Source organism: Simkaniaceae bacterium (assembly GCA_021734805.1).
GTDB lineage: Bacteria > Chlamydiota > Chlamydiia > Chlamydiales > JACRBE01 > Amphritriteisimkania.
The window spans coordinates 62,034-75,641 of the sequence record JAIPIG010000003.1; the positions used below are offsets into that span (position 1 = coordinate 62,034).

The 13,608-nt window shown below is 37.3% G+C and carries 13 protein-coding genes and 1 tRNA gene; 9 read left to right on the forward strand and 5 right to left on the reverse strand.

What is annotated here, in order from left to right; all coding sequences use genetic code 11:
* The first annotated feature begins 17 nt into the window (after positions 1 to 17).
* The 3 genes from K9M07_01170 to K9M07_01180 are packed head-to-tail and all read left to right on the forward strand — an operon-like array spanning position 18 to position 2,846.
* Entirely contained in the window at positions 18 to 755 is a 738-nt protein-coding gene (locus K9M07_01170) for a pGP6-D family virulence protein (protein ID MCF7851833.1), read from the forward strand.
* Positions 755 to 2,188 carry an adenylosuccinate lyase gene (locus tag K9M07_01175; GenBank protein MCF7851834.1) on the forward strand — a complete coding sequence of 478 codons (1,434 nt, stop codon included), beginning with the start codon at positions 755 to 757 and terminating at the stop codon, positions 2,186 to 2,188. Before K9M07_01170 ends, K9M07_01175 begins: the two co-directional genes overlap by 1 nt.
* Positions 2,157 to 2,846 (forward strand): hypothetical protein, encoded by a 690-nt coding sequence (locus tag K9M07_01180; protein MCF7851835.1) that lies wholly within the window; start codon positions 2,157 to 2,159, stop codon positions 2,844 to 2,846. The genes K9M07_01175 and K9M07_01180 overlap by 32 nt, the downstream gene beginning before the upstream one ends.
* Before the next feature lie 87 nt (positions 2,847 to 2,933).
* Here the strand turns inward: K9M07_01180 and dapA are convergent, their stop codons facing one another.
* From dapA to ung, 3 genes are all read right to left on the reverse strand, one after another.
* Entirely contained in the window at positions 2,934 to 3,836 is a 903-nt protein-coding gene (gene dapA, locus K9M07_01185) for a 4-hydroxy-tetrahydrodipicolinate synthase (GenBank protein MCF7851836.1), read from the reverse strand.
* Between the two features lie 183 nt (positions 3,837 to 4,019).
* Positions 4,020 to 4,400 carry a hypothetical protein gene (locus K9M07_01190; protein MCF7851837.1) on the reverse strand — a complete coding sequence of 127 codons (381 nt, stop codon included), beginning with the start codon at positions 4,398 to 4,400 and terminating at the stop codon, positions 4,020 to 4,022.
* Positions 4,401 to 4,620: 220 nt separating this feature from the next.
* Positions 4,621 to 5,298: a uracil-DNA glycosylase gene (gene ung / locus K9M07_01195; GenBank protein MCF7851838.1), complete on the reverse strand. Its 678-nt coding sequence runs from the start codon at positions 5,296 to 5,298 to the stop codon at positions 4,621 to 4,623.
* A gap of 238 nt (positions 5,299 to 5,536) precedes the next feature.
* Between ung and K9M07_01200 the strand changes: the two genes are divergently transcribed.
* The 3 genes from K9M07_01200 to K9M07_01210 all read left to right on the forward strand — a co-directional run bounded on the left by K9M07_01200 (position 5,537) and on the right by K9M07_01210 (position 7,799).
* Positions 5,537 to 5,611, forward strand: a tRNA-Pro gene (locus K9M07_01200).
* Positions 5,612 to 6,225: 614 nt separating this feature from the next.
* Positions 6,226 to 6,861 (forward strand): UDP-N-acetylglucosamine diphosphorylase, encoded by a 636-nt coding sequence (locus tag K9M07_01205; GenBank protein ID MCF7851839.1) that lies wholly within the window; start codon positions 6,226 to 6,228, stop codon positions 6,859 to 6,861.
* A gap of 74 nt (positions 6,862 to 6,935) precedes the next feature.
* Complete coding sequence (locus K9M07_01210) at positions 6,936 to 7,799, forward strand: polyprenyl synthetase family protein (protein MCF7851840.1); 864 nt, start codon at positions 6,936 to 6,938, stop codon at positions 7,797 to 7,799.
* Positions 7,800 to 7,884: 85 nt separating this feature from the next.
* On the opposite strand, the gene K9M07_01215 is transcribed toward K9M07_01210, so the two are convergent.
* Positions 7,885 to 8,157 carry a hypothetical protein gene (locus K9M07_01215; GenBank protein ID MCF7851841.1) on the reverse strand — a complete coding sequence of 91 codons (273 nt, stop codon included), beginning with the start codon at positions 8,155 to 8,157 and terminating at the stop codon, positions 7,885 to 7,887.
* A 193-nt stretch (positions 8,158 to 8,350) separates the two neighbouring features.
* Positions 8,351 to 9,421, reverse strand: coding sequence for a recombinase RecA (recA, locus tag K9M07_01220; protein ID MCF7851842.1), 1,071 nt, complete (start codon positions 9,419 to 9,421; stop codon positions 8,351 to 8,353).
* 191 nt (positions 9,422 to 9,612) lie between these two features.
* Between recA and glk the strand changes: the two genes are divergently transcribed.
* From glk to K9M07_01235, 3 genes are all read left to right on the forward strand, one after another.
* Positions 9,613 to 10,593, forward strand: coding sequence for a glucokinase (glk, locus tag K9M07_01225; GenBank protein ID MCF7851843.1), 981 nt, complete (start codon positions 9,613 to 9,615; stop codon positions 10,591 to 10,593).
* A 377-nt stretch (positions 10,594 to 10,970) separates the two neighbouring features.
* On the forward strand, positions 10,971 to 12,086 hold the full coding sequence (locus tag K9M07_01230) for an MOMP family protein (protein MCF7851844.1): 1,116 nt from the start codon (positions 10,971 to 10,973) through the stop codon (positions 12,084 to 12,086).
* Between the two features lie 190 nt (positions 12,087 to 12,276).
* Entirely contained in the window at positions 12,277 to 13,404 is a 1,128-nt protein-coding gene (locus K9M07_01235) for a hypothetical protein (GenBank protein MCF7851845.1), read from the forward strand.
* Positions 13,405 to 13,608 lie beyond the last annotated feature (204 nt).

A 13,608-nucleotide genomic window follows, 5' to 3' on the forward strand; every position in this document is an offset into this window, starting at 1 on the left:
ATCAGGGAATACTGAATATGGTCAAATTAAACTCACTTCTTTCAGATAGATTTAGAAAAGCTAAACCCCAATTGGAAACTCGCAATGAAACTTCCCTTGAGAATGTTTCATTAAATGAGCTAACACATCTGTCTGACTTTTTTAAAACTTCAGATTTAACAACTGAAGAAAAGGGGCAAATTGAAACAATTCTTCAATCATTTAAATCTGAAACTCAAGATATTTCTTCAGACTTTGATGAGCTATTGTCTTTGACAAAAGAAGTCAAAGCAATTAACAATCAAGCGATTATACTGCACGGAGAAAGGATTAAACAAGCACAAATTATCCTTAAAAAGTATAAAGACGGAGCCTTTAGCGCATGGCTTGTTTCAACCTATGGCAATCGGCAAACCCCTTACAATTTTTTGCAATACTATGAGTTTTATAAAACACTTTCCCCTGATTTACAAAACAAAGTGACTGAGATGCCTAAACAGGCAATTTATACATTAGCTTCACGAGACGGTGAAATCGAAAAAAAACAAGAAATGATTGAAAATTATAACGGTGAGTCAAAAAAAGAAGTTCTAGAAAAAATCAGAACCATATTTCCCCTTGCCCCAAAAGACAAAAGGCAAACAAAACCTTCCGTGACTCTTCTCAAGTCTTTAGAGCGGATTATTCAACAATGTAATCACTCTAAACTACAACTCGAAGAAAATGAAAAAGAAGAAATCAAAGAGCTTCTCCTGCAAATTGAGGCACTTCTTTAATGATGAACGAAGAGATCTTTGAAAGCCCATTTACGACTAGATATCGATCTGAAGCCATGTCAAAGATCTTTTCGTCTCAATACAAATATGCTACATGGCGAAGATTGTGGATCGCACTGGCCAGTGCGATGCGCTCTGCAGGAATCGATATTCCTTTAGAAGCAATTGAGCAAATGAAAAAGCAAGTATTGAACATAGACTTTGATCAAATCGCTTTGTTTGAAAAAAAATTTAGACATGAAGTGATCGCGCATATTCACGCCTTTTCTGAAGTAGCTCCACTCGCAAGAGGAGTGATCCATTTGGGTGCCACTTCATCATACGTCATGGATAATGGGGACTTAATTCAAATGAAGGAAGCTCTCACTATCTTGAGAGGAAAATTAAAACATCTCATGAGAGCGCTTTATTCTAAAGCCCGCGAATATGCCTCTACCCCATGTTTGGCATATACCCATTTTCAACCGGCCCAACCCATCACAGTAGGGAAGCGAATCTCAACTTGGCTATTTGATGTTTATTTATGTTTTAATGATCTCCACACCCTTTTATTAGATTTCCCCTTTTTAGGTGTAAAAGGCGCGACGGGAACTCAAGATTCATTTTTAGCGCTATTCGATCAAGACCAAGAAAAAGTTGACGCCTGTGAAAGAGCCGTTGCAACATCAATGGGATTTGAAGCAGTCTTTCCTTTATCCACACAAACATACACCCGATTGCAAGATTGTCGGATATTATCTATTTTGGCTCGTATTGGAACCTCTTTGCATAAAATGGCAACAGATGTCCGCCTTCTTTCCCATACGAAAGAAATCTTTGAACCACACCGCGAAGATCAAGTCGGTTCTTCAGCAATGCCCTATAAACGCAATCCCATACAAGCTGAAAGAATCTGTTCCATTGCAAGGTATTTGATAAATCTAGAAAATAACGCCCATCAAACGGCAGCAAATCAATGGCTTGAAAGATCGCTTGATGACTCTGCCAATCGCCGCATTGTGCTTCCCGAAGCTTTTTTATCAGCCGACTCAATCATTAATTTAGCTGTTGAGCTCACCAATCGACTTGAAATCGACGAAGAGGCAATCTCAAATCAATTAAAAAACTACGCTCCTTTCTTATCATTAGAAAGAGCCCTGATGTCAGCTTGCAAAAATGGGAAGGATCGAGAAGAGATCCATCAAAGGCTAATGAAGCACTCAAAAACCGCATTAAGCCGCCTACAAGGCAATAAAATGCACACATTAGCAGAAGATGTTATGAACGACCCGGAAATTGGATTAGACCCCCAAAAAAACCCTTTTAATGAAGAAATTAAAAATTTGACCGGAAATTCATCCTATGCAACGATCCAATTTTTAAAAACATATATCGAACCCGTTCTCAATAACGAGGCAATCCATGAATTCATCACCGACAGCACAAGCACATAAGCCCTCTTTTATTATTGTCAGCTACTACACAAAAGATACCCTTTATGAAAGGGAAATTCAAAATCTTGCTAGGTCTTGTCAAAAAATAGGCTTAACAATAGATATCACTGCGTTTGAAAATCAAGGGAATTGGAATAAAAACTGCCATTTTAAACCCTTCCTTATCCTTGAAAAATTAAAAAAATATCAGTGCCCGATTATCTGGCTAGATGCGGATTCCTATGTCCATCAATACCCGGTTTTATTTGATGAATCACCATCCGATTTTTTGGTTAGAATACGAGATGATGTTGATTTTAGGCATCGCGATAAAGTGCTTTCAGGAACTGTTTTTGTCAAGTACTCTCCCTTAGGAATCAATCTTGTTGAAACATGGTGTGAAGAGAGCCTTAAATTCAATGAAACTCAATCTGACCAAGAATGTTTGAGAAATGCTATTGAAAAGTTACATCTTGACACAGAAACCATATCACTTCCAAACAACTATTGCCGAATTGATATCTTAGACTTCAATCAAATTGATTCAAAAGATATTGTCATCGAACAATTTCAGGCATCAAGACTTTTTATGAAAATCATTAATCAAGAAGTCTGTCAATTCAACTTTCTAGATTCGCTTTCCCCTGAAGAATTACAAAAAATTCGCTTTTCCTTCTAACTTACTCACCTTACGCAAAAATGAAGGATTGTAGAGCGGCTGCGGCTTTGCCATATCAATCCTTCATTTTTGCGTAAGGTGAGTAACTTATTTTTCATAAATAGTCTGAGTTTCCATTTCAAGTAAACCTAAATGTAAAAGCTCCTGATAAATCAACTCCTCTAATTCTCCTGAAACGGGAATCAAAGGAAGGCGCAATCGATTTTCAATGAATCCCATACAACTTAATGCACACTTAATACCTTGTGGATTGACATCGCTGTAAATCAATCGAATCAGTGCATGATACTTATTGAATAGACCCTCTGCACGAATCAAATCGAGCTGAGATAAATTCAATATAGCCTGCCAAATCGTTGGGATAACATTGCCAATCGCTCCGATGCTTCCATTGGCTCCGGCCCGCAGATCATTGAGAATTGAATGGTCATTTCCTGAAAAAATATAATGATTGGGGAATGCATTTGCAATTTGTCGAATCAACTGCGAATGTCCGGAGCATTCTTTAATTCCAATGCAATTTTCAATGGATAGTATTTGACAAATTGCCTCAAATGAGAGCTCAATACCCGTCCTTGACGGGATATGATAAGCGATAAAGGGAAGCCCACATGCCGCAATCTCCCTATAATGAGCTATACACCCCTTTTCATTCGGTCTGTTATAATATGGAACGACAATGAGAGCAGCATCAACCCCTAATTCTTGAGCAATTGCCGTTAATCTTTTAGAAACAAGTGTTGAATTCGTCCCCGTATTTGCAATTAATTTAGTTTCACCCTGAATAATATCACAGCAAAACTCTAAAATTTCTATCTTTTCATCCTCAGAAAGCGTTGAACACTCTCCTGTTGTACCAAAACATACTAATCCCTTCGTTTCATTGATAATATGCCACTCAATCAATCGTTTTAAAGCGGAATAATCGACATCTCCCTGAGAATTGAACGGAGTTATAATAGGAACAAAACTAGAAAAGGTAGGCAACATATCTTCCTTCTTTTGAACGGAGACCAAAACTTCTTAAGGGATGAGCCCACACGTCAAACCATGTGACAACTAGTAGTCCATTGGCCATCAAATAAGCTCATTTATACCGAAATAGGCATATTGAACAAGATCTCTATAAACTTATATGAGAAAATATTTTTATTTCAAGCGGTATACAGATCACTAAGAAAAGTGATTGACTTCAGAAGTTTTCTCTAGAGATTTAAAAACAGACTCCCATTCATTGAGTAGTTTTAGAAAGCTAAGAATGGCTGTTTTAAATTTATTAAAATTGTTTAAGGGGGTTATTTTCTGAATAATAGATATTGTTTTTGATTGATCGTTATACTTGAAGTGAATGCCCTTTAGTCCCCATCTTGCGATTAATGATTGTGAAAGAAGGCCAATAATTGAACTGGGAATTTTGCTTTGAGACCGGACTGTTGTTGAAATTTGCCATATTGCATCTGAGGTGTAAAATTCTATTTCCCTACCTTCAATTTCTACAATTGCCTGATTTGAATCAACTAGCTGACAAGATAGTTGTAAAAAAGCTTTAAACATATAAAATCCCCCTTCTCAATAGCCATTTAAACCGCTATTTGAGCAAACATTATAACAAAAAAGATGTTTAATATCCCTAAATAAAGGATAATAAATTAATTTTCAAATAATTATAGTTTATGTTTAAAAAAGCAAAGTTTGTTTTTTAGAAAAAAGAACTAAAAATCAGTGGTATACAGGGAGTTGTTCGAGAGCGATATATGCCGCTCGTGATATAAAACTAATCAACGGACCAATCAATGGGTTTCTTTCCCCACAAGAAAAGTAATTCATTTGCCTTTGAGAAGTGACCACAGCCAAAAAACCTGTGTGCAGAAAAAGGAGAAGGGTGAGCTGCAATGAGGACCTGATGTTGATTGGGTACTTCTCTAATCGCATCTAACTTAGCCTCAGCACTTTTTCCCCAAAGAAAAAAGATCACAGGATCTTTCCTTTCAATTAATTTTTTCACAACAGCATCTGTGAATATCTCCCATCCCTGCCCAAAATGGGATTTTGGCGTGCCCGCTTCTACAGTAAGAGTTGCATTCAAAAGCAAAACGCCTTGTTTAGCCCAATTCTCTAAATTTCCATGAGTTGGAATCGGCAAATGCAAATCCCTCTGCATTTCCTTGTAGATATTTTGCAATGAAGGCGGGATTTTAACTCCCCTAGGAACACTAAATGAAAGTCCATGAGCTTGATTCACCCCATGATAGGGGTCTTGACCAATGATCACAATTTTGACTTCATGATAAGGGGTATACGAAAAAGCATTAAAAACTTGATTTAACGGAGGATAAATTGTCTTACCTAAAACAGCTCTATCGCGTATAAATTCCTTAAGATCCGCAATATATGGCTTATTGATTTCTTCACTTAAAATCTCATGCCAATTTTTAGGAATTGTCATTGTCATTATTTGTACTCAAGTGATTTTTGATACCTTTTCCCACGTAAAACAAGGGAAATTCCTCATGATATACCAGGAGTGATTAAAAATCTCCCCATAAATAGGATAGTAACTCTTGAATCCCGAGCGGTATACATCCGTTCTGCCAAACCGGAAAGATTTGACAGAAAGGCGATAACTTTGTACCATTACCCTCGGTTTTCCCTAGAAATTCTTTTCTAAGGACGTCGCAAATCAATTTTATCTGGGTGTGGCGCAGCTTGGTCAGCGCGCAAGCTTGGGGTGCTTGAGGTCGGAGGTTCGAATCCTCTCACTCAGATATTTTTCTCTATTAACTATAGCTTATCAAATACAAAAATTATTCCTACGCCTTAACACGCACAAACAGGATGCTGTTTTTTTCATTTTGGTTAATGAATGTTGGCTATCCCATCGTTGGACGCGTGAGAGAACCCCCGCTTTAAGCCGGGGAGATTGCAGCTTCCTATCCATTCATTCGCTCCCTCTTTATTGATTGTTTATAACTACGTTAATAGCCTGTTCAACACTTGTGCTTAAACTTGTTCATAACCTGAGTTTGTTCAAAAAAGTGGGGTTTTCAACCATTGTTAAACATGTTATCAACAAAACCCTTCTTCTCTTAAAAACCCACACTTATCAACAGCTTCCACACGCTATGAAGAAGAAGAATATTATATATATATTATTATTAATACTAAAAGAGGGTGTGGGAATCTTGTAAAAAACAGGCGATTATAAACGAAGATAAGGTAAACCCAAAGAGGGTAATTACATAGAGAGAAATAGGATCATCACGTGGTTGTTATTGATCGTTCATAAGTCATGTTTTTGATCAACTTCAACAATTCACTTTAAAAAAACAATTGAATTTCAGAACATACATGTTTCATTTTAAGTTAGGACAGCTTCTTTATGGTTTTACTGGATTGGAGAACATATTTTCCGGATTTAGACACAGCTCATATGAAATTTTTTCATAAATTCAAAAATCCTTTGGATTTGCTGATCAATTTGAAGGAATATATCGATAAATATGAAAATAGGGGTATTCATTCATCGATTTCCGCTTCTGTGAAAATCGTTAATCCGGATTTAGTCTTCATTGGGGAAAATGTGACGATTGAGGAAAACGCTAAAATCATTGGCCCCTGTATTTTAGAAGAAGGAGCCCATGTGGGTCACTGCGGATTGATCCGCCCCTATACAATTTTAGATAAAGGGGCCGTTGTAGGACATGCAACTGAAGTTAAGCATAGTATTTTATTGCCACACTCGAAGGCGCCCCACTTTAACTATGTTGGTGATTCAATTTTGGGATCCTATGTCAACTTAGGTGCAGGCGCTATCTGCGCCAATATGAGATTTGATCAGCATCAGGTCAAGATCAAACTAGGCAATGACTTTATTGATACGGGGATTAAAAAATTTGGATCAATCATCGGAACTCATGCTAATATTGGGTGCAATGTTGTCCTACAGCCCGGAACACTGGTTTTACCTCATACTTGTCTTTATACGAGACCTGAACTAGTAAGGTTTACGCTATGAATTTACCAAAATCTTGCTAAATAAATCATAAGCTGTCCTAATATTCATGATTGAACTCACTATTGTCTATGCAAATGAATCCTCTTCAAAAATATAAAGAACCTTTTGAAATCGCTTTGATCAATAGCATTGATAGCCTAGGCCCAAAGAGCCTTCTTATTGAGGCCTCTCGTTATAGCCTGATTAATGAGGGAAAACGAGTTCGACCTATTATCGTTCTTTCTATTGCCGATCATCTCTCCAGTATACATCGTGCCATGCCGGCAGCATTAGCTGTTGAGTATTTCCACACGGCATCTCTTATTGCAGATGATATGCCTTGCATGGATAATGATGATTTTCGGCGTAATCGCCTGTCTTTACATAAAGAATTTGGAGAAGCTGAGGCATTGTTGACAAGTTATGGTTTGATAACTGCCGCCTTCCATAAAATCCATGAAAATGCCCAATTAATCGAAGACCGAGGGCCTCGTTTTGCCTTAGCGATTGAATTAGCTTCAAAATCCGCAGGTTTTTTTGGGGCGACAACGGGCCAATATTGGGATTTATTTGAGAAGGATTTGAATCTTCAAGTGGTTGAAAAAATTTTTTACCACAAGACGGGAACTCTTTTTGAGGTTTCTTTTGTTTTCGGCTGGATATTTGGAGGGGGAGATTTGAAACAAATCGATTCTATACGCGAATTAGCTTACACATACGGTCTAGCTTTTCAAATTGCCGATGATTTACTTGATCTCGATCAGGATTTGGCAGAAAAAAATGCTCTAAATATTGCCATTCAGCTTGGAAAAGATCGGGCTTTTGAGATTATGAATGCCCACCTATCCCGTTATTTTCTGCTCTTGGATGAGCTAGGTTTAACAAATGATGCGCTTAAGTTTTTAGCTGATACTCTAATCGCTCGAGTTAGCCACGTTAGAATACCGGCGCACATGTAAACCATTGCGAGTTTATACCAGATCCACTTCAATCTTACTCAAGAAAATTGAAGTGGATCTGGTATGGTTCATAATTTGGAGCGACTTAGTCATTTTTTTTTATCTTTTTTTCATACTCATAAATCTTGTGTATTTTTAAGATGGGACTATCATTGTCTTTGATTCCGGCTTTTTCAAGAAAGCCTTCGTAATCCCCCTTAAAATCTTTCTTGTGATTTTCTAAAATGGAATCCATAACTTCCGTTCCTTGGATACTATTTAGAATTTCATTGAGTTTTGCTGGATCTATGGTTTTTATTTTTTTTAAAGCTTCTTCTGTTTGCTTCATAACATCTTTCAGTGATTTTTCAAAATCCATAACAATACTTTTGTTCTAGCTAATCGGTATAACTTCTAGTTACCAGCTTTTTTGATTTTCTTCTTTAAAGATTGTATGGCGGTATATGTAAATCAGATTTACAAAAAAAAACCTTTAGGAGGTTAACCCCCCTAAAGGTTTTGTTCTAAAAGGTCTAAAAAGATTTATTCAGTTAAACTCATTGGTTATAGAATTAAGTTAAAGAGAGTGTTTCATCTACAAGTGTTTCATCCTCAACTTCCTCTTGCTTTACAGCCACTAGATTGTCGCTTTTGCGCTGCACAATCAATTTTTCTAATTCTTCAGTTAAGGCAGCATTTTTTTGTAGTTCTAAGCGAGCCGCTTCTCTTCCTTGGAATCGGTGGTCTTTATAAGTCAACCAAGTTCCTTTTTTATCAATAATATTAAGCTCAATAGCTAGATCTAACACAGAGCCTTCTCTTGAAATACCCTCGTTAAATAAGATGTCGAACTCAGCAACTCTAAAAGGAGGCGCTAGTTTATTTTTAACAACTTTGACTTTGACTCTATTTCCTTTGTCTAGGTTTTCAGTCCCTTTAATCGAGCCGGTGCGTCGAATTTCTAGACGGACAGAAGAGTAAAACTTAAGAGCTCTTCCCCCTGTTGTTGTTTCCGGGTTTCCAAAGAAAACCCCCACTTTTTCTCGAATTTGATTAATAAAGATAGCGCAAGTATTTGTTCTAGCTAAAGTGGCCGTTAGTTTTCTTAGGGCTTGTGACATCATGCGGGCCTGTAAACCAATGTGCTGGTCGCCAATTTCCCCTTCAAGTTCGCTTCTGGGGACAAGGGCTGCAACAGAGTCAATGACGATCACATCAACGGCATTTGATCTTGCAAGCATTTCGGCAATATTAAGCGCATCTTCACCGCAATCGGGTTGTGAAATCATTAGTTCATCGAGATTAACTCCAATTTTTTTTGCATAACCCGGATCAAGCGCGTGTTCAGCATCGATGTAGGCAGCAATTCCACCATTTTTTTGGCAATTGCTGACAACATGTAGGGCTAGGGTTGATTTTCCCGATGATTCAGGGCCATAAATTTCAACGACTCTTCCTCTTGGGACTCCACCAACTCCTATGGCGACATCTAGTGCAATAGATCCGGTAGAAATAGAGCTAATTACTCGAATAGTGGCTTGTTTGCCGAGAGACATAATAGATCCCAATCCAAACTGCTTTTCAATATGTGAAACTGCAGCCTGGAGGGCTTTTTTTTTGGGGGTTTCAGATTGTTGAGTCATAGGTTTTCTCCATCTGTTGATATATTTAAAAATAATAAATTTACATCGATCTTCCTATATTATCTATCTGGATTGTAATAATGAAGAGGCAATTTTATAAAAACTTAAGAGAACTCCTTTCAGTGTAAAAAAAGATAGACAAAAAAGGGGTATAGATTTTCTTTTAAAAAAACAAATTGTTAGGTGAAGACATGGTTTATCTTGCGGGGGATATTGGTGGGACAAAGACCCATTTAGCCTTTTATCATTTAAATGATACTGAATATAAAAGCTTTGTATCTCAAAAATTTCATAGTCACGAATATCCGGATCTCATTTCAATTGTCCGTATATTCTGTGAGAAATTTCCACAAAAAATTAAAAGAGCTTGCTTTGGAGTTGCCGGTCCTATTCGTGACAATATTTGTAAGGCAACAAATTTACCGTGGGTCATTGATGCAAATAAAATGGAAAAAGAGTTAGGTATTGAAAAGATTTTCCTTATTAACGACTTGGAAGCAAATGCGTATGGGATAAAAACCCTTAAAGAGAAAGATTTTTTTACTCTAAATGCTGGAATAGAAGAAGTTAAAGGAAATCAGGGGTTGATTTCAGCGGGAACGGGACTTGGAGAGGCCGGTCTTTTTTACAATGGAGAAGAAACAATTCCCTTTGCTTGTGAAGGAGGCCATGCTGATTTCGCTGCAAGAAATGAAGTAGAAATGCGACTTTTTGAGTTTTTAAAACAAAAATACGAACACGTTTCCTATGAAAGAATTTTATCCGGAAAGGGATTTTGGGAATTATACCGGTTTTTAACTCAGGTTGAAAAAATGGCTAAGTGTCAATTGGTTGAAGAATGTCCTAAAGATCAAGATCCTTCTGTTATTATCACACAGCAAGGAACTGAAAAATACGATAGAACTTGTATGGAAGTAATGGATCTTTTTTGTTCAATTTATGGTGCCGAAGCTGGGAATTTAGCGCTTAAATACCTGGCAATCAGTGGAATTTATGTTGGTGGTGGAATTGCACCTAAGATTCTAAAAGCCCTTCAAAAAGGGGGGTTTATTGAAAACTTTACTAAGAAGGGTCGGTTTAAGGAATTATTAGAGTCGATTCCTGTTAAAGTGGTTCTTGACCAAGAAACTGCACTTAAGGGAGCTGCATATTATTGTATCCGATCGAAATAAGATAAGCGGAGGCCAAGCAGCAATCTCGTTCCCCTATCCGGGGAGCTCTCAAGCGGACCGGATGATATGATAGTCAATATTCCCTGACTATCGAAAAATTCCCTCTATTCATGGAGGGGATTTTTTGATTTTCTTAAAAAAGATGGCCTAAAACCCTTTATTTTTAATGGGTTTGTAAAAAAAAATCTTTTTTTTAAATTAATAAAAAGGGCTTTTAGGAGCCCACTTTGGGGCTTTTTTTAGCAAGGTTGTTAATTAAGATGTTAAAAATTAAATGAAAAATAATAAAAAATGTTTCAAAAAATATTATATTTTATTTATACGGTGAATTAGAAACAATAAACTTTAATTTTTTGTAAACCCCCATGAGGAAAGACATGAACAATAACCTATTCAAGAAAGTCCCTCTAGCTTTCGCTGCTATCGCTGCTAGCGCAGCAGCTTTTGCTGGAATGGATATGGACTCTAGAGTTTCTCAATTAGAGACTCAAATGAAACAAGTCCGCATAGAAACAGAACAGGAATCATTTGGTGCTAATACTGCTTCTGCTCGCCCAGAATCAGATTTAACCGGTTTCTATATTGGTGCTGGATTTGTTTACCAACAAGCTAAAGCTGGTGGTACAGATTACGCTTATACAGACAATGATTCTGCAAACACATTCCCTATTTATGGCAGTATGCAAGATATTGATTATAAATGGGGCTGGGGACTAAATATCATGGCTGGATACAATATGCCACATGATGGAATGGATGTCCGCCTTAATTATCACTATTACGACCAAAGCTCAAACGGAAAAGTTGCAGCCGGTCTTAATGGAGTCATTGTTCCTTTAAGAGCTGCTAGTACAATTGTTGATGGTACTGAAGGTAGCTTTGATCAGTGTACATCGGCATCATCTGATTATAGCTTAAACATGAACTTGCTTGATCTTCAACTTGGAAGAGACTTTTTTGTGAGCAAAATGCTTACACTTCGTCCTTTCTTTGGATTATCTTCTCAGTGGATTTCTCAAAAACAAAACACTCAATACTCTGGTGGAAGCCAGCTCGATGTAAACAGTGTTTATGTTAATGATACTAGCAAATTCTGGGGAATGGGTCCTGAAGTTGGTGTTAACACTCAGTGGTATCTTGGCGAAGGCTTTAGCATCTTTGGTGATGTGAACGGATCACTTCTCTATGGCCGCTTTGATGTAAACCACAGAGAGAACTATTCTCAAAACGTTAACCATGTTATAAGCATCAATGGCGATGTTCACCGTGTTGTTCCTACAGCTCAAGGGATCATTGGTCTTTCTTATGACACATATGTTGATAATTCAACTCACCACTTTGGAATCCGAATTGGTTACAACGTTGAATACTTCTTCTTCCAAAATCAAATGTTAAAAATTGATTACGAAGCAGATACAACTGTTCACTTTGAAAGAGCAAATGAGAACTTAGGAATCCACGGTCTTACTGTAGACGCTAGCTGGAGCTTCTAAGCCCATTAGAAACTCACAAGTTTCGAAAAAGCAGATCAGAAATGATCTGCTTTTTTTTTATAAATATTTATTTGTTTTCATAGAGAGAGGGAAAAGGAATTCGTTTTTTTCTTTAAAAAAAAATGTGGATTCTTTTATGTATGTAGGTTAACTTTTAATTTACATAACGACTTTTTGTATGAGGATAAATATGATAAAGAGATTTAGTTTCCTTAATGGGTTGGTGTTTAGCGCGATAGTGCCAGCTATGTCATTTGCAGCGACAATGGATAGCCGTATTGACACACTTGAAAAACAAGTGTCAATGTCTACAACAACCAACACAATGGGCGGAATGGGTGCAAAGAATGCATCTGCTCTCCCTGATAATGACAACGAGGGTTGGCATTTACAACTTGGGTTTGTTTATGAGCAACCAAGAATTGGTGGAACACAATTTGCTATTAAGAGCAACACTCCATCGACTAGCTCAAGAACTCTTGAAGATGTAAGCCAAATTGATGCTAATTGGAGCTTTGGTATTGTTGCCGGGCTTGGGTATAAAGTGCCTGAGCGTATGTGGGATTGCTCACTTGATTACATGTACCTAAAAAATACAACAAATGCTCAAGCCAACTCAGGATTGCTCAGTTCTGTTTTACCGGTAAAAGCAAAATTTAACATTATTGATGATTCTACCCTCCTCACATCGGTTGGTCGAGCAAAATCAGACTTTAATTTTGTCCTTAACTCGCTTGATGCAACGGCATCTAATCCTTTTTTCGTACAAGAGAAGTTTTCTTTTGGATTTAAGGGAGGAGTTAGAACTCAGTGGTTATCTCTTAAACAAAACACAACCTACTCCGGCGGATCTGCTCTTGGCGTTAACTCAGTTTATGTCAATGACAAGTCTCGTTTTTGGGGGATTGGACCTACAGGTAGCTTAAACAACATGTGGGATCTTGGAAAGGGTTTCAGCATCTTTACAAATTCAGGTCTTTCTTTACTCTATGCTAAATTTAAGGTGTATCAAGATCAGATCTATAGCGTTCAGACTAATGCTGATTACTACACATCAAATAGCTTTGGAAGAATTGTTCCGGAACTCGATTTCAATATCGGTTTAGCTTATGGATCATTCTTTAAAGAAAGAAAGCATTATCTTAGAGTTCGATTAGGATGGGACTTCCACTATATGTTCCGCGTAAACCAAATGTTAGCTAACATGGATAGCTATACACAAATTGGTGAAACTCTTAATCAACAAAGAAGATCTCCAAATGTTTCAGAAGACGTGGCTCTACAAGGTATTTTGTTTGATGTTCGTTGGGATTTCTAACTTAATGACGAAGTATAGTTCATGTATTTCCTTGAGGAGCAGCAAACGCTGCTCCTTTTTTTTATTTATCGCTGACGGCGTAAAACCCCCGCCTTTAGGCGTGGGGATATAAGCCATCTTTTCTTCTTGCACGATACTTAATGGTGTGTTACAACGATAATATGAAAATTGTAAATAGATCATATCGATACAGATTCTATCCTA